The organism is Glycomyces sp. NPDC046736 (genome assembly GCF_040645615.1).
GTDB lineage: Bacteria > Actinomycetota > Actinomycetes > Mycobacteriales > Micromonosporaceae > Glycomyces.
Genome location: NZ_JBEYYO010000026.1, coordinates 1 through 24,874 on the forward strand (window position 1 = coordinate 1; position 24,874 = coordinate 24,874).

The 24,874-nt window shown below is 70.9% G+C and carries 29 protein-coding genes; 4 read left to right on the forward strand and 25 right to left on the reverse strand.

Features of this window, described 5'->3' with window-relative positions:
* Positions 1–262: 262 nt before the first annotated feature.
* The 4 genes from AB0B28_RS20910 to AB0B28_RS20925 all read right to left on the reverse strand — a co-directional run bounded on the left by AB0B28_RS20910 (position 263) and on the right by AB0B28_RS20925 (position 2,300).
* On the reverse strand, positions 263–874 hold the full coding sequence (locus tag AB0B28_RS20910; protein WP_360124026.1) for a hypothetical protein: 612 nt from the start codon (positions 872–874) through the stop codon (positions 263–265).
* Complete coding sequence (locus AB0B28_RS20915; RefSeq protein ID WP_360124029.1) at positions 871–1,365, reverse strand: phage holin family protein; 495 nt, start codon at positions 1,363–1,365, stop codon at positions 871–873. The genes AB0B28_RS20910 and AB0B28_RS20915 overlap by 4 nt, the downstream gene beginning before the upstream one ends.
* A gap of 23 nt (positions 1,366–1,388) precedes the next feature.
* A complete protein-coding gene (locus AB0B28_RS20920) occupies positions 1,389–1,715 on the reverse strand; it encodes a plasmid stabilization protein (RefSeq protein WP_360124032.1) in 327 nt (108 codons plus the stop codon).
* Between the two features lie 63 nt (positions 1,716–1,778).
* On the reverse strand, positions 1,779–2,300 hold the full coding sequence (locus AB0B28_RS20925; protein WP_360124035.1) for a DUF4383 domain-containing protein: 522 nt from the start codon (positions 2,298–2,300) through the stop codon (positions 1,779–1,781).
* Between the two features lie 128 nt (positions 2,301–2,428).
* Between AB0B28_RS20925 and AB0B28_RS20930 the strand changes: the two genes are divergently transcribed.
* The 3 genes from AB0B28_RS20930 to AB0B28_RS20940 all read left to right on the forward strand — a co-directional run bounded on the left by AB0B28_RS20930 (position 2,429) and on the right by AB0B28_RS20940 (position 5,453).
* Entirely contained in the window at positions 2,429–4,270 is a 1,842-nt protein-coding gene (locus AB0B28_RS20930) for a transketolase (RefSeq protein WP_360124038.1), read from the forward strand.
* Positions 4,271–4,346: 76 nt separating this feature from the next.
* Complete coding sequence (locus AB0B28_RS20935; RefSeq protein WP_360124041.1) at positions 4,347–4,763, forward strand: CBS domain-containing protein; 417 nt, start codon at positions 4,347–4,349, stop codon at positions 4,761–4,763.
* A 126-nt stretch (positions 4,764–4,889) separates the two neighbouring features.
* A complete protein-coding gene (locus AB0B28_RS20940; protein ID WP_360124044.1) occupies positions 4,890–5,453 on the forward strand; it encodes a hemerythrin domain-containing protein in 564 nt (187 codons plus the stop codon).
* An 89-nt stretch (positions 5,454–5,542) separates the two neighbouring features.
* Here the strand turns inward: AB0B28_RS20940 and AB0B28_RS20945 are convergent, their stop codons facing one another.
* From AB0B28_RS20945 to AB0B28_RS21045, 21 genes are all read right to left on the reverse strand, one after another.
* On the reverse strand, positions 5,543–6,340 hold the full coding sequence (locus AB0B28_RS20945) for a SigB/SigF/SigG family RNA polymerase sigma factor (protein ID WP_360124047.1): 798 nt from the start codon (positions 6,338–6,340) through the stop codon (positions 5,543–5,545).
* A 264-nt stretch (positions 6,341–6,604) separates the two neighbouring features.
* Positions 6,605–8,332 carry a methylmalonyl-CoA mutase family protein gene (locus AB0B28_RS20950; RefSeq protein ID WP_360124050.1) on the reverse strand — a complete coding sequence of 576 codons (1,728 nt, stop codon included), beginning with the start codon at positions 8,330–8,332 and terminating at the stop codon, positions 6,605–6,607.
* 89 nt (positions 8,333–8,421) lie between these two features.
* Positions 8,422–8,823: a Rid family hydrolase gene (locus tag AB0B28_RS20955; protein ID WP_360124053.1), complete on the reverse strand. Its 402-nt coding sequence runs from the start codon at positions 8,821–8,823 to the stop codon at positions 8,422–8,424.
* 17 nt (positions 8,824–8,840) lie between these two features.
* Positions 8,841–9,572, reverse strand: a complete 732-nt coding sequence (gene priA, locus AB0B28_RS20960; RefSeq protein WP_360124185.1) for a bifunctional 1-(5-phosphoribosyl)-5-((5-phosphoribosylamino)methylideneamino)imidazole-4-carboxamide isomerase/phosphoribosylanthranilate isomerase PriA — start codon at positions 9,570–9,572, stop codon at positions 8,841–8,843.
* Positions 9,566–10,186: an imidazole glycerol phosphate synthase subunit HisH gene (gene hisH, locus AB0B28_RS20965; protein WP_360124056.1), complete on the reverse strand. Its 621-nt coding sequence runs from the start codon at positions 10,184–10,186 to the stop codon at positions 9,566–9,568. Before hisH ends, priA begins: the two co-directional genes overlap by 7 nt.
* Positions 10,187–10,196: 10 nt before the next feature.
* The gene (locus tag AB0B28_RS20970; RefSeq protein ID WP_360124059.1) at positions 10,197–10,355 is read right to left on the reverse strand and encodes a hypothetical protein; all 159 of its coding nucleotides are present in this window, start codon (positions 10,353–10,355) and stop codon (positions 10,197–10,199) included.
* Positions 10,352–10,960 carry an imidazoleglycerol-phosphate dehydratase HisB gene (gene hisB / locus AB0B28_RS20975; RefSeq protein WP_360124062.1) on the reverse strand — a complete coding sequence of 203 codons (609 nt, stop codon included), beginning with the start codon at positions 10,958–10,960 and terminating at the stop codon, positions 10,352–10,354. Before hisB ends, AB0B28_RS20970 begins: the two co-directional genes overlap by 4 nt.
* A complete protein-coding gene (locus AB0B28_RS20980; RefSeq protein ID WP_360124065.1) occupies positions 10,957–12,084 on the reverse strand; it encodes a histidinol-phosphate transaminase in 1,128 nt (375 codons plus the stop codon). The genes hisB and AB0B28_RS20980 overlap by 4 nt, the downstream gene beginning before the upstream one ends.
* Positions 12,081–13,319: a histidinol dehydrogenase gene (gene hisD, locus AB0B28_RS20985; protein WP_360124188.1), complete on the reverse strand. Its 1,239-nt coding sequence runs from the start codon at positions 13,317–13,319 to the stop codon at positions 12,081–12,083. Before hisD ends, AB0B28_RS20980 begins: the two co-directional genes overlap by 4 nt.
* A gap of 111 nt (positions 13,320–13,430) precedes the next feature.
* The gene (locus tag AB0B28_RS20990; protein WP_360124068.1) at positions 13,431–14,117 is read right to left on the reverse strand and encodes a DUF2567 domain-containing protein; all 687 of its coding nucleotides are present in this window, start codon (positions 14,115–14,117) and stop codon (positions 13,431–13,433) included.
* 184 nt (positions 14,118–14,301) lie between these two features.
* Positions 14,302–15,411: a chromosome partitioning ATPase gene (locus AB0B28_RS20995; protein WP_360124071.1), complete on the reverse strand. Its 1,110-nt coding sequence runs from the start codon at positions 15,409–15,411 to the stop codon at positions 14,302–14,304.
* 217 nt (positions 15,412–15,628) lie between these two features.
* Complete coding sequence (locus tag AB0B28_RS21000) at positions 15,629–16,576, reverse strand: RluA family pseudouridine synthase (protein ID WP_360124074.1); 948 nt, start codon at positions 16,574–16,576, stop codon at positions 15,629–15,631.
* The gene (lspA, locus tag AB0B28_RS21005) at positions 16,573–17,295 is read right to left on the reverse strand and encodes a signal peptidase II (RefSeq protein WP_360124191.1); all 723 of its coding nucleotides are present in this window, start codon (positions 17,293–17,295) and stop codon (positions 16,573–16,575) included. Before lspA ends, AB0B28_RS21000 begins: the two co-directional genes overlap by 4 nt.
* Positions 17,292–17,720, reverse strand: coding sequence for a TraR/DksA family transcriptional regulator (locus AB0B28_RS21010; protein WP_360124194.1), 429 nt, complete (start codon positions 17,718–17,720; stop codon positions 17,292–17,294). The genes lspA and AB0B28_RS21010 overlap by 4 nt, the downstream gene beginning before the upstream one ends.
* 464 nt (positions 17,721–18,184) lie before the next feature.
* Positions 18,185–18,817 (reverse strand): hypothetical protein, encoded by a 633-nt coding sequence (locus AB0B28_RS21015; protein ID WP_360124077.1) that lies wholly within the window; start codon positions 18,815–18,817, stop codon positions 18,185–18,187.
* Between the two features lie 201 nt (positions 18,818–19,018).
* Positions 19,019–19,969 (reverse strand): DivIVA domain-containing protein, encoded by a 951-nt coding sequence (locus AB0B28_RS21020; protein WP_360124080.1) that lies wholly within the window; start codon positions 19,967–19,969, stop codon positions 19,019–19,021.
* Positions 19,970–20,051: 82 nt separating this feature from the next.
* Complete coding sequence (locus tag AB0B28_RS21025) at positions 20,052–20,333, reverse strand: YggT family protein (protein WP_360124197.1); 282 nt, start codon at positions 20,331–20,333, stop codon at positions 20,052–20,054.
* A 33-nt stretch (positions 20,334–20,366) separates the two neighbouring features.
* The gene (sepF, locus tag AB0B28_RS21030) at positions 20,367–20,960 is read right to left on the reverse strand and encodes a cell division protein SepF (protein WP_360124083.1); all 594 of its coding nucleotides are present in this window, start codon (positions 20,958–20,960) and stop codon (positions 20,367–20,369) included.
* Between the two features lie 139 nt (positions 20,961–21,099).
* Entirely contained in the window at positions 21,100–21,807 is a 708-nt protein-coding gene (locus AB0B28_RS21035; RefSeq protein WP_360124086.1) for a YggS family pyridoxal phosphate-dependent enzyme, read from the reverse strand.
* 102 nt (positions 21,808–21,909) lie between these two features.
* The gene (gene ftsZ / locus AB0B28_RS21040) at positions 21,910–23,031 is read right to left on the reverse strand and encodes a cell division protein FtsZ (RefSeq protein WP_360124089.1); all 1,122 of its coding nucleotides are present in this window, start codon (positions 23,029–23,031) and stop codon (positions 21,910–21,912) included.
* A gap of 72 nt (positions 23,032–23,103) precedes the next feature.
* Positions 23,104–23,838: an FtsQ-type POTRA domain-containing protein gene (locus AB0B28_RS21045; protein ID WP_360124092.1), complete on the reverse strand. Its 735-nt coding sequence runs from the start codon at positions 23,836–23,838 to the stop codon at positions 23,104–23,106.
* Between the two features lie 97 nt (positions 23,839–23,935).
* Here AB0B28_RS21045 and AB0B28_RS21050 point away from each other — a divergent pair, with 97 nt between their 5' ends.
* Positions 23,936–24,874: a siderophore-interacting protein gene (locus AB0B28_RS21050; RefSeq protein ID WP_360124095.1), complete on the forward strand. Its 939-nt coding sequence runs from the start codon at positions 23,936–23,938 to the stop codon at positions 24,872–24,874.

Genomic DNA, 24,874 nt, shown 5'->3' on the forward strand with positions numbered 1-24,874 from the left:
GCGGCGGGCGGCGGGCGGCGGGCGGCGGGCGGCGGGCGGCGGGCGGCGGGCGGCGGGCGGCGGGCGGCGGGCGGCGGGCGGCGGGCGGCGGGCGGCGACGAGTGTCGGTCCCTCGCGCGATCATTTGAACCGGGGGCGATTGCGAACCCGACTTGGCCTCGCATATCGGCCCCGCCGCAGAACACGGCCGTCCCAGCACCCTTTCGCCCGGACACGGGTGTGCCGGGGAGCCGCGGCTCCCCGGCACACCCGTCGCGTCGCCTCAGCGGTGGGTGAGGCGGCGGAGCCTCTTGGTCAGGCCTTTCGTATTCCGCTTGCGGCGCATACGGTTCGCGGCCGAGTTGAAGGCCGTGTTCATGCGGCGGCGGGCGGCCTTGCCGCTTTGGCTCGCCGCCATGAGCGCGTCATTGGTCGCGTGCCGGGCCGATTCGCGCGCGGAGCGCTTGGCCTCCTTGCGGTGGCCGTGCGAGATCGCCACGCCCACCACCGCGGCCGTCGCGGCCCCCGCCGCGGCCACCGCGACCGTGAACGGGTGGCGGCGCACCGGCGCGAACAGGCCGTGCGCGTGCTCGGCGTCGGGGTCCATGCCGAGCCGCTCGCGCAGCTCCAGGACCGTGCTGTTGAGGCGCTCGCGGGTGTGCTCGGCCTCGTCTTGGAGCTCGGCCGTGCTCTGGTGCCGGTCGGCGTCCTCGGTGTGGCGATCCGCCTCGGCGTCGCCCTTCGCCCAAGTCCGCTGGTCCATGAGCTGCCCTTCCTCTTCGGAGGCCGGAGGCCGCGCGTCCTCGGGCCGGTAGCCCATGCCGACCCCCGGCGGCGGCACGAGTTCGGTGCCGGGCGGGATCGACGTGCTGTGCGGCACGGGGAAAGCCGTCATCGGTGCATCCTTCCGCGCAGGGCCCGGGCGTCCTCCCGGGCGTGTTCCATCGTCTCGTCGGGGAGCGGCGGCATGGCCTTGCGCAGCATGCCACGTCCGATCAGCGCCGCGATCCCGGCGACCGCGAACAGCGCCGCGCCCATCACCAGGGCCGCCAGCCACGCGGGCCACACCAGCGCGAGCGCGATCCCTCCGGCCAGCGCGAACGCGGCTCCGCCGTAGAGCGCGAGCGTCCCGGCCGCGGCGAACATGCCGCCGCCCGCCGCGCCGCGCTTGGCCTTGTCGGCGATCTCGCGCGCGGCCAGTTGCGCTTCGACGCGGGCCAGGTGCGCGACCTGCGAGGTCAGGTCGCCCACGAGCTGACCCACGGAGTGGTCCTGCTCGTCCCAGTCGCTGCGGCGGGCGCGGCGGCCCGCGCCGCTCCATTCGCCTCGCTGCTCGCGTTCGGCCTCGCGCATGGCGCGGGCCTCGGGGTCGTGTCGGACCTCCATGTCCTCACCTCTCTCCGCCGGGCTCAGCGCTTGAGCGCGCGTTCGAGCTCGGCTTTGGTCATCTTGGATCGGCCTTCGATGTTCTTGCGGCGCGCGTCCTGGTACAGCTGCTCCTTGGTGCGGCCCTTGGGGCCCGAATGCGAGCGCTGCCCGCCGCGCTTGGCAGAGGACATGTCCTCGGTGGAGGTGCGGCTCGCGGTCTTGGTCTTCCCTTCGCGAGCGCGCTGCTTGTTGACGGTGCGCGCGGCGATCTCCTTGGCCGTCTTCGGCTTGGTGCCGCGCTCCTCCGCCTCCTCCCGGATGTGGTCGTACTGCCGCTCTTCCTTCTTCGTCCATTGCCGCTGTGGCATGGCCGTTCACCTCCACGGTTCTGTGCGTGGGATTCCCCGCTCGGCGGCGGGGAAACCCGCGGTTCACCTGGCCGCGCCGCGGTTGGTCTCGCCGAAGGCGCCCTCACCTCGGGCTTCGCTCTCCTTGGGGAGCTTGCGGTGCAGCACGAACGCGAACGCGATCATGACCAGTCCGAGGCCGACGTGGAGCCAGCCGGCGGCAGCGTTGGCGGGCATGAAGTCCGCGCCGCCGGTCGCAATGAGCCCGTAGAGGCCCAAGAGCGCCAGGAGTGCCCCGACGACGATCAGGTAGCGGCGTGAGACGACCGCGCCCCAGCCCATGAACAGGCCGAGTACACCGAAGGCGAGGAACACGAGGTTCGACAGCACCGAAACCGAGAAGACCCCGAACAGTTCGGCGGTCGAGTCGGGCCCGGCGAACGCCATGCCGGAGAAGTTGCTGGTGAACAGGGGCAGGAACCCGGCCACGCCGAGGAGCAGGAGCACCCACCCCATCGCGGTCGCGCCCTGCTGGACGGCGGTGGTGCGTCGCCTGGCGGCCTGCCACCAGTGGTGGCCGGTGCTGGACATCGGTTGCGAGCTCATGGCGTGCGACTCCCCTCCGGCGGCGGTCGCCGCCTCGTGGCCGGAGTACCCCCGCGGGCGGCGCTGACACCTGTTTCGGGGCTTTCGGGCGCGGGTAGCCAATGCGTCTACCTGGAACGGAGGCTCGTATGAGCGACATCGAGGAGCGGAACGCGGCGATCGCCGAGTTGGGGCAGCAGTTGCGGGTGGACGCGGTGCGGGCCACGGCGCAGGCCGGTTCGGGGCACCCGACCTCGTCGATGTCGGCGGCCGACCTGATGGCGGGCCTGCTGTCGGGGCACCTGCGCTACGACTTCGCGAACCCGGATCTGCCGGGGAACGACCGGCTGGTGTTGGCCAAGGGGCATGCCTCGCCGCTGCTGTACGCGATGTACCGCGCGGCGGGCGCCATCGACGACGAGCACCTGCTCACCTACCGCAGGCTGGGCTCCGACCTCGAAGGGCACCCGACGCCGCGGCTGCCGTGGGTGGACGCGGCGACCGGTTCGCTCGGGCAGGGCCTGCCGATCGGGGTGGGCATGGCGCTGGGCGCGCGCCTGGCGGGCTCGGCGGCGCGGGTGTGGGTGCTGTGCGGGGACGGCGAGGTCGCCGAGGGCTCGATGTGGGAGGCGTTCGCGTCCGCGGCCGATTTCGGGGTGGGGAACCTGTGCTGCATCGTGGACGTGAACCGGCTCGGCCAGCGCGGGCCGACGCGCTACGAGTGGGACACGGCGGCGTACGCGGCGCGGATCGGCGGTTTCGGCTGGCAGACGTTGGAGATCGACGGGCACGACCCGGGCCAGATCGACCAGGCGCTCACGCAGGCCGAGGCCGAGGACTCGCGGCCGACGGCGATCCTGGCGCGCACCAGGAAGGGCCGTGGCGTGGCCGCGGTCGAGGACCGGGAGGGCGTGCACGGCAAGCCGCTGGAGGATGCCGAGGCCGCCATCGCCGAGCTAGGCGGGGACCGGAAGCTGCACGTGGAGGTGAGCGGGCCGCGGTCGGACGCGCCGCGCCAGCGCGGGGAGCGCAAGCCGCTGGAGCTGCCGTCGTTCGAGGTCGGGACGATGCGGGCCACACGCGACGGGTTCGGGAAGGCCCTGGAGGCGCTGGGGGACGCCGAACCGGACGTGGTGGTCGTCGATGCCGAGACGGCCGATTCGACGCGCACCGCCGCGTTCGCCGAGGCGTTCCCGAACCGGTTCTTCGAGTGCTACATCGCCGAGCAGCAGATGATCGCGGCCGCGGTGGGACTCGGGGCGCAGGGGTGGGTCCCGTACGCCTCGACGTTCGCGTCGTTCCTGACCCGCGCGCACGATTTCTTGCGCATGGCGGCGATCGGCGGCGCGGATCTGCGCGTGGCCGGTTCGCACGCGGGCGTCTCGATCGGCCCGGACGGGCCGAGCCAGATGGGCCTGGAGGACCTGGCGATGATGCGGTCGCTGTGGCGCAGCGTGGTGCTGTACCCGTGCGACGCGAACCAGTGCGCGCATCTGACGGCCACGATGGCCGACCTGCCGGGGATCTCGTACCTGCGGACCACGCGGGGCGAGACGCCGGTGATCTACCGGCCCGGGGAGCTGTTCCCGGTGGGCGGCAGCCGCACTCTGGTGGGTTCGCCGCACGACCGGCTCGCGATCGTGGCCGCGGGCGTGACGGTCTCCGAGGCCCTGTCGGCGGCCGAGCGGCTGGCTTCGGACGGGGTGCCGGTGCGGGTGATCGACGCGTATTCGATCAAGCCCTTGGACGGCCCGGCGGTGCGCCAGGCGGCCGCCGACACGGGCCGGGTGCTCACCGTCGAGGACCACTGGCCGGTCGGGGGCCTGGGTGACGCGGTGCTCGACGCGGTGGCCGGGCAGGTGCCGGACGTGCGGTTCGCGAAGCTCGCGGTGCGCGGGATGCCCGGGTCGGCGAGCCCGGCGGAGCAGTTGGCCTCGGCGGGGATCGACGCCGACGCGATCGTGCGGGCCGCGCAGCGATTGATGGCCTGAACCGCGATAACAGACGCCCGAAATGGGTAATCTGTTCACGTTCGAGGGGGAACACAACCTGAAGGAGATGACAGGCATGGCGACCGCTCGCGATCTCATGCACGCCGGATGCACCTGCATCCGCAGCGACGACACCGCCGCCAACGCGGCACGGCTCATGGCCGAACTCGACGTGGGAGCCCTGCCGATCTGCGGGGTCGGCGACGAGAAGCTCAAGGGCATGGTCACCGACCGCGACCTGGTGATCGCGGTGATGGCCTCCGGCGAGGACGCCGAGACCTACACGGTGGACCGGCTCCCGCAGGGGCACCTGATCCTGGCCGACGCGAACGAGGACGTCGACATCACCATCGCGAAGATGAAGGAGCACCAGGTCAACCGCCTGCCCGTCATCGACGAGGGCCGCCTGGTGGGCATCATCTCGCTCGCCGACGTCTCGCAGGGGATGCCCGAATCGGTCACGGGCTCGCTGGTCGAGTCGATCCGGTCCTGACACGGCGACGGCGCTCGCGCTTCCCTTGGGGCTCAAGGGTTCGCGCGGGCGCTGCTTCGCGTCCGGATTAGGTGCGGGCAGTGCCGGGTACGCGATGGGCACGGGGACGACCGCAATGGAGGATCGATGCAGACCGAACAGGACACCGACCTGGTCAGGGTCGTCATCGGCGACCACCGCGCCTTCGAGGCCGCCTTCACGGCCCTGGAGGCCCGCGCCGGGACCGCCGAGGATCGCAAGGACCTCGTCGACCACCTCATCGCAGAGCTGGTGCGCCACAACGTGGCCGAGGAGCAGTTCATGTACCCGGCCGCGAGATCGCATGTGCCCGATGGGGACGCGATGGCAGACCGGGCGATAGCCGCGCACACCGAGACCGAAGCGCTCATGAAGGAACTCGAAGGCATGGGCCCGGACGACGCGCGGTTCGAAGGGCTCGTGGACCGGCTCGTGGAGGCAATCCGGCTGCACCTGGACGAGCAGGAAGCGCACCTGCTACCGCTCTTGAGCGTCTCCTGCGACGAGGAGGAGCTTCAGGACCTGGGCTTCAAAGTGCTGGCCGCCAAGGAGTTCGCCCCGACCCGGCCGCACCCGCACGCCCCGCACCGGCCCCCGGCCAACCTCGTGATCGGCCCCGGCGTGGGCTACATCGACAAGATCCGCGACGCCCTCGCCGACCGCGACGTCTAAGACCGCATAGGATATATCCTATAGGATCTGACGAGGTGCGGGCACGGCGTCGGGGCCGCCTCGCGGCGACCCCGACTTCCCGCATCCCCTTAGTGAGTGGCCTTCTCCATGCCGTCGCGCAGGTCGTCGAGCGTGCGGCTGAGGAGCCGCGAGACGTGCATCTGCGAGATCCCCACCTCCTCGGCGATCTGCGTCTGGGTCATGTCGCCGTAGTAGCGCAGCGCCAGGATCTTCCGTTCGCGCTGCGGCAGTTCCTGAATGAGCGGCACCAGCGACTCGTGGTTCTCCACCAGCTCGAGCGCCGCGTCCTCCTCGCCCACCGAGTCGGCCAGCGCGGGCCGGTCGCCGTCGGCGCCCGGCGGCTCGTCCAGCGAGACCGCCCGGTAGGCCTGGCGGGCCTCGTAGCCTTCCTGGACCTCGACCTCGGAGATGTCGAGGTGCTCGGCCATCTCCGCGTCCGTCGGCGGACGGCCAAGGCGCTGCGACAGCTCGCCGCCCGCCTGGTTGAGTGCGATCCGCAGCTCCTGGAGGCGACGCGGGACCCGCATGGGCCAGCTCGTGTCGCGGAAGTGGCGGCGCACCTCCCCCATCACCGTGGGGACGGCGTAGGAGAGGAAGTCCGAGCCCTTGTCGGGATCGAAGCGGTCCACCGCGTGGATGAGGCCCACCGAAGCGACCTGCACGAGGTCGTCCTTCGCGATGCCCTTGCCCGAGAACCGCTGCGCGATGTGCTCGGCCAAGGGGAGGTGGCCGGTGACCAGCCGCTCGCGGACCTCGGCCCGGGCCGGGTCGGCCTCGTCGAGGGCCGCCAGCTCCGCGAACAGCGGGGCGAGGTGCTCGTACTCGTTCGAGCTCTTGCGTTTGGCTTCTGCATTCTTGTCTGCCATGCGATCGCCCTCCTGTCCGTTCAGGACATCGGTTTGAAGCATGTAAACCCCGAAGGGCTTCTGACTCCTCTGAGTGTAGGACGGTCTGCGCGCTTGAGGCAAGATTCAAACCGGAAAAATCTTCACAAAGAAGTATGTATGACGCATTCGGGCGGAGAACTCCCGATGGACGTGACGCTTGAATTGCGGTTACCCGGTGGTAGGCAGCCGCAAACCTCGCACTCGCCGCTCATCTGCCGAACGTATGCAGCGCAACCGAAACGGTCAGATCGCGGTGTTCTCCCGGTACTCGCCCCACTCGATGCGAAGCGCCCCGCAGATCTCCCCCAGGGTGGCCTCGGCCCGCGCCGCGTCCAGGATGGGGCCGATCAGGTTGGTCGTTCCCTTTGCGGCCGTGATGATCTCGGCCAGCGCCCGTTCGACCGCGGCGTTGTCGCGGCCCGCGCGGCGCTCGGCGAGCATCGCGTTCTGGCCCTGCTCGACCTCGCCGGAGATCCGCAGGATCTCCAGGTCGGGGGTCACGGTGTCGTGGAGCTTGGTGACGCCCACGATGTGCTTCGTGCCGTCTTCGAGCTGCTGCTGGTAGGTGAACGCGGCCTCGGCGATCTGGGCGTTGAACCAGCCGTCCTCGATGCCGCGCAGGATGCCTGAGGTGACCGGGCCGATCTCGTGGCGTTCAGCGGCCTCGCGGGCGATCGCAGCCGGATCTTCGCCGGTCTCGCCGCCGAGCGCGAGGATCTGGAGGAACAGGTCCTCGGCCTCGGCCTCGATCTTGTCGGTCAGGGCCTCGACGTACCACGAGCCGCCGAGCGGGTCGGCGACGTTGACCACGCCGGTCTCCTCGCGCAGCACCGCCTGGGTGCGCAGCGCGATCTCGGCCGACTGCTCGGTGGGCAGCGCGAGGGTCTCGTCGAGGGCGTTGGTGTGCAGCGAGTTCGTGCCGCCCATGACGGCCGCGAGCGCCTCCACGGCGGTGCGCACCACGTTGTTGTAGGGCTGCTGCGCGGTCAGGGAGACCCCGGCGGTCTGGGTGTGGAAGCGGAGCCATTGGGCGCGTTCGGTCTTGGCGCCGTAGACGTCGCGCAGCCACTTGGCCCAGATGCGGCGGGCGGCGCGGAACTTGGCGATCTCCTCGAAGAAGTCGATGTGCGCGTCGAAGAAGAACGAGAGCCCGGGGGCGAACACGTCCACGTCGATCCCGCGCGAGAGCCCCAGCTCCACATAGGAGAAGCCGTCGGCGAGGGTGAACGCGAGCTCCTGCGCGGCGGTCGAACCGGCCTCGCGGATGTGGTAGCCCGAGACCGAGAGCGGCTTGTAGCGCGGGATGTGCTCGGCGCAGTACTCCATGAGGTCGCCGATGAGGCGCAGGTGCGGCTCGGGCGGGAACAGCCACTCCTTCTGCGCGATGTACTCCTTGTGGATGTCGGTCTGGAGCGTGCCGTCGAGCGTGGAGATGTCCACGCCCTGGCGCTCGGCCGCGGCCAGGTACATGCAGAAGATCGGGATCGCCGGCCCCGAGATCGTCATCGAGGTGGTGACCCCGCCCAGGCCGATCCCGTCGAAGAGCCGGTCCATGTCGGCGGTGGAGTCGATCGCGACCCCGCAGTGCCCGACCTCGCCGAGCGACTCGGGCTCGTCGGAGTCGCGGCCCATCAGGGTGGGCATGTCGAACGCGACGGAGAGCCCGCCGCCGCCCGCGCCCAGGAGCATCTTGTAGCGCTCGTTGGTCTGCTCGGCGTTGCCGAAACCGGAGAACTGGCGGATCGTCCAGGCCCGGCCCCGGTAGCCGGTCGGGTAGAGGCCGCGGGTGAAGGGGAACTCCCCGGGCCAGCCGATGCGGGCCATGCGCGGATCGTTCGCGCCCTCGGGCGGGCCGTAGACGGGTTCGACCTCCAGACCCGACAGGGTCGTGAAGTCGGCCTCTCGCTTTGCGGCCGACGCGTAGCGCTTGGCCCAGCGCTCCCGGCCTTCGGCGATCTCGTCTGCGTCCACGGTGACACCTCACTTTTGGCGAAGTCGGCGAGCCTGCGGTTCGGCTCACGGCCCATAGTACTGAACGATCGTTCAGCCGCACAGGATCGTCAGTCGATGTCGCGCCAAGCGCGGAACGCTTCAAGTTCGACGGCCACGAGCTGGCCCGGGTGGAACAGGCCGGTGACGATGACGACCGTGGCCGTGGGCCGCACGACGCCGAAGAACTCGCCGTGGACCCGGCCCACCGGGTCGGCGTGGGCCGGGTCGGTCACATAGAGGCGCGAGCGCACCACGTCGGAGACACCCGCGCCCGCGCGAACCATCGCGTCGAGCGCGGTGCGGAAGGCCTCGCGGGCCTGCTCGGCCGGGTCACCCTCCAGATGGGGGCGCGCGGCCACGTCAGCGGTGCAGGCGCTCGTGACCACGAGCGGCCCCACCGCCACGGCGCGCGAGTAGCCGTAGAGCTGCGCCCATTCACCGGTCTCCGGAACCCGTTCGACCAACGCCATGCGCGCCTCCCCCGTGTCTACACTCCCTGCAACAGGTTCAACGCTTCAGCGACCGTGAAGTTACGCTCGTACAGCGCCGTTCCCACGATCGCGCCCTCCACGCCGATCCCGGTGAGACCGGCCAGCGCGCGCAGATCGTCCAGTGAGGACACTCCGCCGGAGGCGATCACCGGCTTGTCGGTGGCCGCGCAGACCGAGCGCAGCAGGTCGAGGTTGGGGCCCGAGAGCATCCCGTCGCTGTTCACGTCGGTCACCACGTAGCGCTCGCACCCGGCGCGCTCCAGGCGTTCGAGCGTGGCGAACAGCTCGCCGCCCTCGCGGGTCCAGCCGCGCGCGGCCAGGCGGTCGCCCTTGACGTCGAGGCCGATCGCTACCCGGTCGCCGAACTCGCCGCAGATCCGGTCGCACCACTGGGGGTTCTCCAGGGCCGCGGTGCCGATGTTGACGCGGCGTGCCCCAGAGTCCAAGGCGCGCTTGAGGGTCTCGTCGTCGCGGATGCCGCCGGAGATCTCGACCTGCATGTCGACCTTCGATACGACCTCGGCGAGCAGCTCGTGGTTCGAGCCGCGCCCGAAGGCCGCGTCGAGGTCGACCAGGTGCAGCCACGCCGAGCCCTGGCGCTGCCATTCGAGCGCCGCTTCGAGCGGGTCGCCGTACTGCTTGCCGGAACCGGCCACGCCCTGGACGAGCTGGACGGCCTTGCCGCCGGTGACGTCGACGGCGGGCAGGAGTTGCAGGTGGGTCACGATCTGAGTCCTTCGATCCAGTTGGCGAGCAGGGCGGCTCCGGCGTCGCCGGACTTCTCTGGGTGGAACTGGGTGGCGGCCACGGCCCCGCGCTCGACGGCGGCCACGATCGGCTCGCCGTGGAAGGCCAGGGCGCCGAGCGCGCCGGGCGGGACGGCCTTGGCCGCGTACGAGTGCACGAAGTAGAACCGCTCGGCCGGGTCGATCCCGGCGAACAGGCGCATCCCGGCGTCGGCCTCGACGGTGTTCCAGCCCATGTGCGGAATCCGCTGGGCGCGAACGAGTTCGACGCGGCCTTCGAGGACGCCCACGCCGCGGGTCTCGACGCCGTGCTCGACGCCGGACTCGAACAGGACCTGCTCGCCGACGCAGATGCCCAGCACCGGGGCGTCGGCGGCGGCCCTGTCGCGGATCACCGCGTCGACGCCGCTCTTGAGGATGCCCTCCATGCAGGCGGCGTAGGCGCCCACGCCGGGCACCACGAGCCCATCGGCGCGGCGGGCCAGGTCGAGCTCGCTGGTGAGCTCGACGTCGGCTCCGGCCCGCTCCAGGGCGCGGAAGGCCGAGCGGAGGTTCCCCGAGCCGTAGTCGAACAGGGCGACGACGGGTTTGGTCATGTCATGCCCCTCAGCCGTACAGGAGGTAGATCCCGCCGCAGAACGCGGCGAGCGCGACCACGGCGACGATGATCGCGGCGACGTACTTCTCGGACTTGCGCAGGCTCAGCGAGCCGCCGAGGAGGATGCCCGCGAGGGCCATCAGGAGGATCGGTCCGGCGGTGCTCACAGCACGCCCTTGGTGGAGGGGATGTCGGTGCCGTCGATGCGCGTGGCGTACTTCAGCGCCCGAGCGAGGGCCTTGAACTGGGCCTCGATGACGTGGTGCGCGTCGGGCTTCTGGCCGGGGTTGGCCGCGCGGAGCACGCTCACGTGGAGGCAGATCCGCGCGTGGTGGGCGAAGGACTCCAGGATGTGGCGGGTCATCGAGGTCGGGTAGTCGGTGTTGATCATCGGCGCGATGTCGAGGGGCTCGTCGTGGACCATGTACGGACGGCCCGACAGGTCGACCACGGCGCGCGCGAGGGCCTCGTCCAGGGGCACCGAGGCGTCGGCGAAGCGGACCACGCCGGCCTTGTCGCCCAGGGCCTCGGCGAAGGCCTGTCCGAGCGCGATCGCGGTGTCCTCCATCGTGTGGTGGGAGTCGATGTGCAGGTCGCCCTTGACGGCGATCTTGAGGTCGAACCCGCCGTGCTTGCCCAGCTGGTTGAGCATGTGGTCGTAGAAGCCGACTCCGGTGGCGATCTCCACCGTCCCTTCGGTGCCGTCGAGGTCGACGTAGACGTCGACGCTGGTCTCACCGGTGGTGCGGACGATGTGCGCGGTGCGGCTCACGGTTGTTGCTCCTGTCGCTGTTCAGCGGCTCTGTCGAAGAGTTCGGGCCGCTGCCTGATCACGGTGTCGAACGCGTCGAGCACGGCGGCGGTCTCCTCCTCGGTCCCGGCGGTGATCCGCAGGCGGCCGGGCAGGCCCACGTCGCGGATGAGGACGCCTTCGTCGAGGATCGCGCGCCACACGGCAGCGGCGTCGGCCAGGCCGCCCACGAGCACGAAGTTCGCGTCGGAGTCGGCCACCGGGAGTCCTTTGGCGCGCAGGTTCTTCACGATCCTGTCGCGCTGGTGCTTGAGTTCGTCCACTTCGGACTGGAGGCGGGCGGCGCACGCGAGCGCGCCCCGCGCCGCGGCCTGGGTGAGGCTCGACAGGTGGTACGGCAGCCGCACCAGCAAGAGCTTCTCGACCAGTTCGGGATCGGCCGCGAGGTAGCCCACGCGGGCCCCGGCGAACGCGAAGGCCTTGCTCAGGGTGCGGGTGACCACCAGGCGCGGGCGTCCCGCCAAGCGGCCCAGCGCGGTCGAGGCCGCGTCGCGGGCGAACTCGGCGTAGGCCTCGTCGATGACGACGATGCCGCGCGCGGCCGCGTAGGCGGCCTCGACGACCTCGGCGTCGAGCGCGGTCCCAGTCGGGTTGTTCGGCGAGACCAGGAAGACCAGGTCCGGGTCGTGCTCGGCGATCGCCTCGCGCACGTACACGGGGCTGAGCGAGTAGTCGTCCTCGCGTCCGGCGTCGACGAACGCGGTGCCGGTGCCGCGCGCCAGCAGCGGGTGCATCGAATACGAGGGCATGAAGCCCAGCACGGTGCGCCCCGGGCCGCCGAAGGCCTGGAGGAGCTGCTGGAGGATCTCGTTGGAGCCGTTGGCGGCCCACACGTGGCCCGCGGTGAGGCCGTGCCCGAGATAGGCCGCCAGGTCCTCGCGCAGCGCCAGAGCGTCGCGGTCGGGATAGCGGTTGAGGCCCCGCAGCTCCCGTTCGAGAAATGCGGCCACCACGGCGGCCACGTCGTCGGGGATCGGGTAGGCGTTCTCGTTGGTGTTCAGCTGCACCGGGACGTCGAGCTGCGGCGCGCCGTAGGGCGAGCGGCCCCTCAGGTCCTCGCGGAGCAGGTTCTCGATCTCGCTCATGCGAACCTCGCCGTGACCGCTTCGCCGTGCGAAGGCAGGTCCTCGGACTCGGCGAACGCGACCACGTCGGCCGCGACCGCTTCGAGCGCCTCGCGCGAGTAGTCGACGATGTGGACGCCGCGCAGGAACGTGTGGACCGACAGGCCCGCCGAGTGGCGCGCGCACCCGCCGGTGGGCAGCACGTGGTTCGAACCGGCGCAGTAGTCGCCGAGGGACACCGGCGAATACGCGCCCACGAAGATCGCCCCGGCGTTGCGGACCCGCAGCGCCAGCTCGCGGGCGTTCGCGGTCTGGATCTCCAGGTGCTCGGCGGCGTAGGCGTCGGCGACGGCCACGGCCTCGTCGAGGTCGGCCACGAGGATCGTGCCCGACTGCTCCCCCGCGAGCGCGGTCGCGATGCGCCCCGAGTGGCGGGCAGCGGGCACGCGCCGTTCGAGCTCGGCGTCCACCGCGTCGGCCAGGGCGGCCGAATCGGTGATCAGCACCGAGGCGGCGGCCGGGTCGTGCTCGGCCTGGCTGATGAGGTCGGCGGCCACGTGGGCCGGGTCGGCCGTGGCGTCGGCGATGACGGCGATCTCGGTGGTCCCGGCCTCGGCGTCGATGCCGACCAGGCCGCGCACGGCCCGCTTGGCGGCGGTGACGTAGATGTTCCCCGGGCCGGTGATCATGTCGACCGGTTCGCACTCGTCGGTCCCGTACGCGAACATGGCGATCGCGGCGGGGCCGCCGACGGCGTAGACCTCGTCGATGCCCAGGAGGCCCGCGACGGCGAGGATGCCCTCGTCGGGCAGGCCGCCGTTGGTCTGCTGCGCGGGGCTCGCCAGAGCGACCGAGCCGACCCCGGCGATCTGGGCCGGGACGGCGTTCATGATGACCGAGGACGCGAGCACAGCGAGGCCGCCGGGCGCGTACAGGCCCACGCGGCCGACCGGCAGGTACCGCTCGGTGACCGTGCCGCCGGGGGCGAGCTCGGTGACGACCTCGGGGAGGCGCTGGGCCTCGTGCGCGGCGCGCACGCGTTCGATCGAGGTGCGGTAGGCGCGGTGCAGTTCGGGGTCGAGCGCGGCCACGGCGTGCTTGATGGCGGCTTCGGGGACGCGCAGGTGCTCCAGATGGACCCCGTCGAACCGCTCGACGGCCTCGACGACCGCGGCGGTCCCGCGGGCGGCGATGTCGTCCACGAGCGGCTGGATCGTCCGCAGCGCCTCGTTCACGTCGAACGCGGCGCGCGGCATCAGCTCGCGCAGGGCGCGGGCCGGGTAACCGGCGACTTCTCCTGAAAGGTCGATGCGTCTGAGCACGCCCCAAGCGTAGTTGCCCGCATTTCCAGGTCAAAGGGCATACCGCTATTCGGGAGCGTCCGTTCGAAGGCTGGGCCGACGTGACCAACCGGCGCAGACGGTGTAAGTGAAGGTGGCGGCGAGTGCCATGACCGCGAGCGCCCCCAACTGGAGCGAGTCGAGCGCGGTTGTGACATCGCCGACCTTCAGCGCGGCCCAGGCCGCGCCGGGGTCGAGTTCGACGAACAGGACCGAGGGCGGGCGCCAGGTGTGGGCGCCGACCGGGACGCGTTCCATCGACTCCCAGAACCGCTGCCACTCGTGCGCGCCGATCTGCCAGGCCGCGACCTGGCACGCGATCGAGCCCACGACCAGGCCCAGAAGCATGACCGGGCCGCGGCGCTCGCGCAGGGTGTTCCAGGCGATGACGGCCGCGACGATGCCCAGGACCAGGCCCATCCCGGCGAAGATCAGGTCGGCCTGGACGTAGGCCTCGGGGTAGGTGTCGACCGAGGTCCAGCCGCCGTCGAGGACCCGGTACTCGACGCGGGGGGTGACGGTCTGCCACAGCATCGCGAACGGGAAGCCGAGCGCGGTGAGGACCACCGCGAGCGCGGCGGCGGTGAGCAGGTCGCGGCCGATCGTGCGCGGCGAGCCGAGGCGGCCGGTGCGGCCGTAGACGTGCGGGTCCGAGGCCGGGTCCCGGGGCTGATCGGGTCTGAGGTCAACGGTGCGCTCGGCGTCGTCAGTCACGCCCAGAATCCTGCCACAGCGGCGCCAGGGGACGGCGGGGATGTGGGCCCCAGGGAAGCGAAGCGCCTGGGGTCCAGCCGGTCTCGCCGTTGGAGCGGGTACGGAGGTCCTCGGTGAGGTGGTTTCGGCGTCGGTGTGCCCGCTCGCCGGGCGTCGCCGAAGGCCTCCCCGACAACTGTGTTGGCTAGAGTCCGTCGACGATGGTCGCCGCGGCCTCGAACCAGGCCGCGCGGGTCTCGGGGCGCAGCGCCGAGAACTCGATCTTCGCTCCCGGTTCCAGCGACGGGTCGTAGGGCACCACCGCGCACGCGCGGGTGCGCTGCGCGAAGTGCCGTTGCAGGTCGGTCAGCAGCGGGCCCGGGTTCGGGGTGGGCATCGACAGGAGCGTGACCGCGTTCTTGACGAGGTTGCCGTAGCCGCCCTCTTCGAGGTGGTCGAGCATCCAGTCCGCGGAGAACGCGGCGTCCTCGCGGGGCACCGTGGTGACCACGAGCCGGTCCACCGAGGAGACCACGGTGCGCCAGTTCGGGGACTCCACGTTGTTGCCGGTGTCGATGCACACGATCTTGTGGGTGCGGGTGAGGATGTCGAGCACCCGCAGGACCGTGGTCGGGTCGAGTTTGCGCTGGAGTTTGGGGTCCTCGTCCCCGGCGAGCACGTCGAACGAGCCGTCCGCCGAATGGCGCAGGAACTCGTCGAGGTGCTCGGGCAGGTGGACCCCGGCGGCCTCGACCTGGTCGAGGTGCTCCACGAGGTGGCGGATGGTGCGCCCGTGGCGGGCCGAACCGGCGCGCAGGCCCAGCGTGCCGCGCAGTTCGTTGTCGTCCCAGGCGATCACGCCGCCGTCGCGGGCGGTGCCCATCGCGGCGGCCGAGAGCACGGTGGCCGTGGTCTTGTGGACGCCGCCCTTGGGGTTGATGAACGCGATGACGCGGCTGCGGCCGAGGTCGCGGCGCAGACGCTGGAGCGCGACAGGGCTGGGTTCGACGGCGGGCGGGCTCTGGCGGCGCTGCTGCGGCGGGAGCCCCTGCTGGGGGCGCGGCCGGTTGATCTGCGCGGTGCTCGGCGGCGTCTGGGTGGCCACCGGCGGACGGCGGCCCGCGGTCGGCACCGAGTTGTAGGCCTGCCCCGGAGGCGGCCCGGCCTGCGGCTGCTGCGGCGGCGGGTAGGCCTCGCGCGGCGGCGGCGAGGGCGAGTGCTGCGAACCGCCGGTGCGACCGCGTCCGCGGCCCAACAGCTTCTGCCACCTGGACCCGTCGGATCGATCGTTGTTCCAAGCTTCGGGCGTGTTCACTGGCAACCTCCTCTCGACCGGATCAGCCCGTGGGGCGCGAGCGTCACCACGGCTGTCTGCGCGTCCCCGTACGGACGCCGTCACCACCCGCGACTATTAGAACACAATGATTCTTCAGGGCTAGCTTGCGAATCGCGGGAGGAGCGGCCCGATGGGAGGGGCGCGCCGCGCCCTCCGCCCCGTCGGGGAGGACGCCGGACTCCAGTCTAGTGGCTGCCTATTGATCGGCTCGCAACCGCGCCAGGGCCGTCGCGAGGTCTTCGGGGTAATCACTCGTGAAGGTGACCGCGCGGCCGGTCGCCGGGTGCGCGAACTCCAGGCGGTAGGCGTGGAGCCACTGCCGGGTCAGGCCCAGACGCTCGGCCAGGACCGGGTCGGCGCCGTAGGTGAGGTCCCCGGCGAGCGGGTGGCCCAGGGCCGAGAAGTGGACGCGGATCTGGTGCGTGCGCCCGGTCTCCAGGCCGAGGTCCATCAAGGACGCGCCCGGGAAGACCTCGATCGTGTCGTAGTGGGTCACGCTCGGCTTGCCGTCGGCCACCACGGCCCACTTGTAGTCGTGCCTCGGATGGCGCCCGATCGGCGCGTCCACCGTCCCCGACAGCGGGTCGGGATGCCCCTGCGCGACCGCGCGATAGCGCTTGGAAACGCGGCGCTCCTTGAAGGCGCGCTTGAGCTCTGAGTAGGCCAGCTCGCTCTTGGCCACGACCATGAGGCCGGAGGTGCCCACGTCGAGACGGTGGACGATGCCCTGGCGCTCGTCGGGGCCGTGGGTCGAGAGCCGGTACCCGGCGGCGGTCAGGCCGCCGGTCACGGTCGGGCCCGACCAGCCCGGGCTCGCGTGGGCCGCGACGCCCACGGGCTTCATGACCACCACGATGTCGTCGTCGTCGAAGACCACGTCGAGGCCCTCGACCGGCTCGGCGGCCTTGGCGACCACGTCCTCGGGCGGCGGGGGCAGCAGCACTTCGAGCCAGGCCCCGGCGGTCACCCGCTCGGACTTGGTCGCGCACGCCGCGCCGTCGATCGTGACGTCGCCGGCCGCGACCAGCTCGGCGGCCGTGGTCCGCGACAGACCGAGCAGCCGCGAGACGACCTGGTCGATCCGCTGGCCCTCGAAGCCCTCGGGCACCGGCAGCGCCCGGGACTGGCGCGCCGCGTCGCTCATGCCTCGACCTCGCTCGCGGCGCCCTCGTCCTCGGTCGAGTCCGCCTGCTTCGACGAGGCGGGCTTCTGCGAGGGCCGCGCCTCGTTCGACCGCTCCGGCGTCACCTTCTCTGCGTCGTTCGCCTTGCGTGACTCCGGGGAGAACCCGTGCCCGGTCAGCTCCAGGAGCACGATGAGCACCACGCCGCAGCACAGCGCCGAGTCGGCCAGGTTGAAGATCGCGAACGCCTCGCCGAAGGGCTTGAACGCGGAGATGAAGTCCACCACGTGCCCTTGGCCGAAACTGCCGTTCGTGATGTCGGCGATGTCCGAGGGCGAGCGGAACAGCCGGTCGATGAGGTTCCCGGCCGCCCCGCCGAGCACCAGCCCGATCGCGAGCGCCCAGGCCGGGTAGCGGATGCGCGTCGACAGGAAGATCAGGAAGACCGTCACCGCCGAGGCCGCGATGGTGAAGATCCAGGTGTATCCCGCGCCGAGGCTGAACGCCGCGCCGGAGTTCCACGTCAGGCTCAGGTAGATGAGCCCGCCGAGGATGCGCACCGGTTCGCGGGGGTCGAGATTGGCCTCGGCCAGGACCTTCGTCCACTGGTCGAGGCCGATCGCGAACGCGGCGATGAGCAGCGCCGCCGCCGTCAGGGCCGGCCTGCGCTTATGTGGGGTGTGTTCGTCGGTCCCCGAGTCGCCGTCTCCGGCGGTCTCGGGCTGCGTGTCCTCGCTCAGCGTCGCTCCTCAAGCTGTTTGCAACTGACGCAGAGGGTAGCCGACGGGAACGCGGCCAGACGCGCCGCCGGGATGGGCTTGCCGCACTTCTCACAGAAGCCGTACTCGCCCTCGTCGAGCCGTTCGAGGGCGTGGCTGACCTGCCGGATGCGCTCGGAGATCGCGCCGGCCACGGCCACTTCGTGCTCGTGCTCGACGGTCTTGGAACCGGAGTCGACCTGGTCGTCCCCGGCGGTGTCGCTGAGCCGCTCGCGCTGGGCCACCGCGATCGAGTCGGTGTAGCGCTGCTGCTCGGCCACGAGTTCGTCCAGCCGCTCCTTGAGCGCGGCCCGCAGTTCGGTCTGCTCGCTCTCGGTGCGGAGCTGATGCGGCTCGGCCTCGGCCGACGCGGGCGCGGGTACGGCGGCCTTCGCGGTCTTCTTCACCGCTTTCTTGACGGCCTTCTTCGCACCGTTCGCTGTGGTCTTCTTCGCTGCCTTCTTGGCGGCACCGCCTTCGACGGCGCTCTTCTTGGTGGCGGTCTTCTTCGCGACGGCCTTCTTGGCCGCTTTCTTCGCGGTCGGTTGGGTCTTCTTCGCTGGAGTCATGACGCGCCTCTGGAGGGGTATCTCGGCTCGGGTTCCGATGGCCCCGGGGCACGCCGGAATCGCGGTTGCGGCCCACCTCGGGCGTTCGGCATCGCGGCTCCTGAAATCACGCACTCCCGGCGACCTCGTCGAAACGAGGACAATGCGCGTCAGGTCCCGCCGAGGCGGGGCCCTGCCGCGCAATTAAGCACACAGGATACGCAAGACCTGCAATGAGGTCAATTACTTCGGGAACTTGTGTCCGGACACCGAGTGAGCGACCGCGGGCCCGCGCGCCTCGCGCTCGGACCCGACGCCGGTGCTCAGCGGCCCGCCACGGGGGCCATGAGCAGGCGCGAGACCGGTTCGCACAGACCGCACGGGGTGAACCCCAGTTCGAGGGCCTCGGCCACCGGCAGCGGCTCGTGCTCGCGGCCGTGGAGGTGCGAGCACGCCGTGTGGTGGAACCGGGGCCGCCCGTCCACGACCGCGACCTCCGTGTCCAGGCGCATCAGCGCCGCGGACTCGACGCTGGACATGCGCTGCTCGGTGGGTTCGTCGGCCTCCGGTGCCCGGTGGCTGACCCGGCCCTCGCCGCGGGACTGGCGCGGCGGGGCGTCCTCGAACCGCAGTTCGGGGTCGCGGTCGACCGCGTAGTCGGTGGGGTCGAAGATCCGGCCCTCGATGAGCGGCAGCTCGGTGGTCGGGGTGTCGTCGAGGCCGATCCGCTTGAACTGCTGGGTGTCGTCGTCGCCGACGCGGCGCTGCGGGCCGCGGGTGTGCCCGCCGACCCGGGGGCGCGCCGCGCCGCGCGCGCGAATGCCCACGTAGAGGGCGACCCCGGCCGCCAGGCTCGCCGCGATGGACGAGACCAGGAGACTGTTGTTGCCGGTGATCATGCCGACGACCAGCAAGGTCGCCGCGGTGACGAGGATCAGCAGGCTGCTGACGATCACGTCGTGTCCTCCCCTGCGCGAGGGGGCCTCGCGCGTGCCATCGCGGACCGTGAGGACCGCGGCTGAGTCTGGTATGGCGGTGAGGGCGGCCGTGCCGCTGCGAGCAGCGCGCGGCGCCCTCACCCGCTCATCCATGACTAACGAGGCGATCCCCGTTCAGGTTATGGCCCGGGGTGGGAGAACCCGATCACGAGCGGGTCGCTACCCGCGCCCGCCCTGCATCACGAACGCGGACCGGGCCCCGGTGCGCTCGGAGGGGGTCTGCTGCGGGGCCTCCTCGAAGGCCTCGTCCTCGCTGCGGCTCTGCTGGCCGTTGAGGTCGCGCAGCTGGCTCTCCAGGTAGAGCTTCAGGCGCGTGCGGTACTCGCGCTCGAAGGTCTTGAGCTCTTCGATGTTGTGCAGCAGCGAGGTCCGGGAGTCTTCGAGCTGGCCGATGACCTTCTGGCGCTCCTGCTCGGCTTCCATCTCCATGCGCTCGGCCTTGTCGCGGGCCTGGCCCACCAGGTCCTCGGCCTGCGCACGCGCCTCGGCGACCATCGTCTCGGAGTCGCGCTGGGCCTCGGAGACCATCGTGGTGGACTCGCGCTGGGCCTGGGAGACCATCGTCTGCGAGTCGCGCTGCGCCTCGGAGACCATCGTCTGGGCCTCGCGCTGGGCCTCCGAGAGCAGGGTGTCGGCCTCCCGGCGGGAGTCCTCCAAGTGCTCGTCAGCGGTGCGCTGGGCGACCATGAGCAGACGCAGGGCCTCCTGCTCGCCGCCGGCGGCGGGAGCGGCGGGGCCGTCCTGCTGCGGGCCGCGCTGGCTCAGCTCCTGCTGGAGCTGCTGGGCCTGCTGCTGCGAGGCGACCATCTGCTGGTGCATCTCGTGCAGCTCGCCATCGAGCTCCTGGAGCTGCTGCTCCATCGCGTGCTTCTCTCGCTGCACCCGGTCGAGTGCGGCGGCCATCTCGGCGTGGTCGGCTGCTCCGGGGGGAGCACCGGCGCGGAGGCTCTCGAGCTGAGCCCGAAGCTCGCCGTTCTCGTCGCTGAGGCGCGCGAGCTCTCGCTCGACCTCATCGAGGAAACCGTCGACTTCGTCCTCGTCGTATCCGCGCTTTCCGAGCATGGGTTTCTTGAACGTGACGTTGTGAACGTCGGCTGGGGTCAGCGGCATTCGAAACTCCTTCTCAGTGTTCGCCTGGCGCACAAGGCCACTCGACACGATAACCGTGCTTCGCACCCCCCGCCCCGCGTCGCTACCGGATGAGTCTCCCGATGACGAATTCCATCAGGATCCACGTGCCGAGGAGCAGCGCCAGGAACGCCAGATCAATCGATACACTACCAAGCCTGAGAGGGGGCATCACCTTCCTCAACCCCTTCAGGGGAGGGTCGGTCACGCTGTAGACCGTCTCCAGGACCGCCGCCGAACGGGGGCCCGGCTCCCAGCGGCGGGAGAACTGGAGGACCACGCTGGACACCAGGCGAGCGAGCAGGAACAGGTAGAAGGCGAAGAGCGCCAGATAGATCAACTGCATTGCCAGGTTCACGGTCTGGAGTCTATCGTCCGGTCACGGCTGGCTGAAGAACCCGCCCTCGGCGATCTTCGCCTTGTCCTCGGCCGTCACCTGAACGTGTGGCGGCGAGAGCAGGAACACACGGTTCGTGACCCGCTCGAAAGAGCCCCTGGTGCCGAAGATCAGCCCCGCGGCGAAGTCGACCAGGCGCTTGGCGTCGGCCTCCTCCATCTCCGAGAGGTTCATGATCACCGGGGTGCCGTCCCGGTAGCGCTCGCCGATCGTCCGCGCCTCGTTGTAGGTCGTCGGGTGCAGCGTGGTGATTCGGTAGCTCGCCGGAGCCTCCTCCTCGGCCGGGACCGGCCGCACCGGAGCGGGCTCGGCCAGGGCGAGGTTGTCCCGGGTCAACGGCGTGACCGAACCCGAGCCGCGGTTGAGCTGGCGGACGGGGTTGCGGTCCTCGACCGGGCGCCGGTCCTCGCCGGTGCGGCCGACCCTGCCGGTGGTGCGCTGCGCGCCCCGCACCCGCGTCGGCGGTCGCTGCTCCTCGGCGAACTCGTCGCTCTCCTCGTAACCGTTGCTGTAGCCGCGATCGTCCTCGTCCTCGATGAGGCCGAGCCAGATGCCTGCCTTCCGCATCGCGCCCATCGATCGTGCTCCCTCCCTGGGGCCGCCCCTGCTTGAGTCAGGTACGCGGTCTCATCCTAGCGCCGACTCCTTACACGGATGTGTTTTTGCTCGACTCGTCAGCCGAAGGCTGCGGCAAAGCTCTCATTACCGCCATACCTTACGCCATCGGTTCACGTTCGCCGAGCACGTTTCTGCCCAGTCTGACCATTGTGGCCCCTGCCGCTATGGCGGCGGTGAAGTCGCCGCTCATGCCCGCCGACACCTCGGTGGCACCGGAGTCCACACTTCGGACGGTGGCAGAGCATTCGGCAAGCAGCGCAAAGGCCTCGGCCGGTTTCCATCCGAGCGGGGCGACGGCCATGACGCCTTTGAGCGCGAGCCCCGGGGACGCCGCGATCCGCTCGGCGACGGCCCCGAGATCGGCGATCGTGGCCCCGCCGCGCGAAGTGTCGCCGTCGAGGCTCACCTGAACGAGTGCGTTCACGGTGCGACCGTGAGCGGCCGCGGCCTTCGCGAGCGCGTCGACGAGCGGGACCCGGTCGACCGAGTGGACCCAGTCGGCATAGGACGCCACGGAACGGGCTTTATTGCGCTGAAGCTGGCCCACGAAGTGCCACACGGGATCGAGGCCGCGGGCGGCGAGGTCGGCGGCCTTGGGGGCGGCCTCCTGGTCGCGGTTCTCGCCGAGATCGGTCTGGCCGAGCGCGGTCAGGGCGGCCGCGTCGGCGGCGGGGAAGTTCTTGGTGACGACGACCAGTCGCACGGACTCGGGGTCGCGCCCGGCCTCGGCGCACGCGGCGGCGATGGCCTCGCGCGTCCGGTTCAGGTTGTCCTGCAACTGGATTCGGCGCGCTTCGGTGGTCAAGCTGGGATCCTCGGCGATTGCGGGGTGAAGGCGGCGGGGAGGGGCGGACGGCGCTCCGCCGAGTCCGGTGCGCGGCACCGGGACCTCGACGGAGTGCCGTCGCTAAAAACCCTCTTTGAGGAAGGCGGGAACGTCCACGTCGTCGAACAGGACCTTGCCGTTGCTCGACTCGCGCTCGCGCTCGCGCTCGGGTTCGGGCTTGGGTTCGCGCACCGGCTCGGGCTTCTGCTCGGGCAGGGTCGAGATCCGGGCCGGCTGCGCCAGTTCGAAGTCGGCCTCGTCCACGTCGAACCCGGCCGCGATCACGGTCACGCGGGCCTCTTCGCCGAGCGCGTCGTCGATGACCGCGCCGAAGATGATGTTCGCGTCGGTGTGCGCGCAGTCCGAGACGAGCTCGGCCGCGTCGTTGATCTCGAACAGGCCGAGATCCGAACCGCCCGCGATGGAAAGGAGCACGCCCCGCGCGCCCTCCATGCTCTGCTCGAGCAGCGGCGACTCGATGGCCGCGCGGGCGGCCTCGACGGCGCGGTTCTCGCCGCGGGCCGAGCCGATGCCCATCAGGGCCGACCCGGCGCCGCTCATGACGCTCTTGACGTCGGCGAAGTCGAGGTTGATCAGGCCCGGCGTGGTGATCAGGTCGGTGATGCCCTGGACACCCGAGAGCAGGACCTGGTCGGCCAGGCGGAAGGCGTCCATCATGGAGATGGAGCGGTCGCCGAGGTGAAGCAGGCGGTCGTTGGGGATGACGATGAGCGTGTCGCACTCGTTGCGCAGATCGTCTATTCCCGACACGGCCTGGGTCTGGCGGCGCTTGCCCTCGAAGGCGAACGGCCGGGTGACCACGCCGATGGTGAGCGCGCCGAGCTTGCGAGCGATGTTGGCGATGACCGGGGCCCCACCGGTGCCGGTGCCGCCGCCTTCGCCGCAGGTCACGAACACCATGTCGGCGCCCTTGAGGACTTCCTCGATCTCGTCGCGGTGGTCCTCGCAGGCTTTCGCGCCCACTTCGGGGTTCGCGCCGGCGCCCAGGCCCCGGGTGAGTTCGCGTCCCACGTCGAGCTTGACGTCGGCGTCGCTCATCAAGAGCGCCTGCGCGTCGGTGTTGATCGCGATGAACTCGACGCCCTTGAGTCCGGCCTCGATCATCCGGTTGACAGCATTGACGCCGCCGCCTCCGACTCCAACGACTTTGATGACGGCGAGGTAGTTGTGCGGTGGTGTCATCTCGGCTGCCTTCCTTCCCCTTCGGCCCTGGCTGCGACAAACGGGATGTGCGGCACCCGCTCCCCCATAACGCTAACTCACAGTGGGTGCATCTGGTGCGCTGACATCGACATGTTCGTACCCGCTCGCCAACAATCGATCGGCGACCTCGGCTTTCTGTTCGCTTTCGGAGCCGTCACCCCATATGAGCGTCCGTCCATCTTCGAGATACAGGGTGATGCCCGCCGGTGACGGCGATTCGACGCGTTCGACCTCGTCGGCGAGGTCGGCGGGGAGGCTGAGGAGCACCGCCAGGGTCTCGACCGTGGCGAGGTCGTCGGGGCCGGGGTCGGCCAGCTCGACCCTCCAAATTGATCCGGGCGGCTCGGCGGTCTCGTCGAATGCCACACCTTCGGAATCGACCATGAGAAAAGTCTCGTCACCCGAGGGAACGGCGATAAAAGGCTCGCGTTCGGTGACCGCGACGCTCACCGCGTCGGGCCACGAACGGGTGACGTCGACGGATTTGACGGGGGCCAGCGCGGCCACGGCGACGGCGATCCCGTCGAGGTCGGCCACGAGGACCGAGCGGCCGATGGCGTCCTGGCCGAGCGCGACGACTTCGGCGGGGTCGAGGACGGCGGTGCCGGAGACCTCGATGCGCTCGACTCGGAAGAGGGGTGTGGTCCACACGATGATGAAGGCGGCCAAGAGGAGTGCGAGGACTCCGGCGACGGCCAGGCCCAGTCCGCGGCTGGGCATCCTGCGGCGGACCACGTGGACCAGGTGCCAGGGCCGGGGCTCGGTCGGGTTGTCGGCGCCGCTCATGGGTCGATGATGGCACGGGGGCGGCCCGCGGCGGTGGCGGCACGCCAGGGCCTTCGGCTAAGGTTAGGCAATCCTAATCATCGAAGAGGAGTGCCGAGTGTCGACGCAGACCGCAGTGCAGCCGACGGACGCCGAGCCGATCGAGGCCGCCGTCAGACCGTGGGACGTGTTCCGTACCGAGGTCGCGGCGCTGGTGCGCTTGAGTCCGGCGTTCGTGCGGGTGACCTTCAAGGGCCCCTCGCTCGCGCACTTCGCCGACAACGGCTTCGATCAGCGTTTCAAGTTGATCTTCCCGGCGAGCGCGTGCGGCTACGACAAGCTGCCCACCGGCGACCGCTGGTACTCCGAGCTGCGGTCGCTGCCCGAGGACGAGCAGTGCGGGGTGCGGACCTACACGGTGCGGACCGTGCGGCCCGAGCTCGGCGAGGTCGACGTGGACATGGTGATCCACGAGGCCGAGAGCGACGAGGAGACCGGTCCGGCCCTGGAGTGGCTCCAGACCGCGGCCGTGGGCGACGAGCTCCTGCTGCTGGGGCCCGACTCGCGTTGGGACGGACCGCACGGCGGCGTCGACTTCCACGCCCCCGAGGGTGCCGAACTGCTCATCGCGGGCGACGAGACCGCGGCCCCGGCGATCGCGGCGATCCTGGAGGACCTGCCCGCGACCGCGCGCGGCACCGCGTTCATCGAGGTGCCCACCGCCGAGGACGCCCTCGACATCGAAGTGCCCGCCCACGTCGCGGTCGTATGGCTCCCCCGCGACGGCGCCGCGTGGGGCGAGCGCCTCGTCCCGGCCGTCACCGAGGCGGCCCGCCGCATGGACTTCGGGGCCGAGGACGACGCGTTCGTCGAGATCGACGACGAGATGATCTGGGACGCCCCCGAAACCGCCCCGGCCACCGGCTCCTACGTCTGGATCGCCGCCGAGACCGGCGTGGTCAAGACCCTCCGCTTCACCATCCGCAAGGAACTCGGCCTCCCCAAGGAATCGGGAGCCTTCATGGGCTACTGGCGCAACGGGAAAGCCTGGGACTAG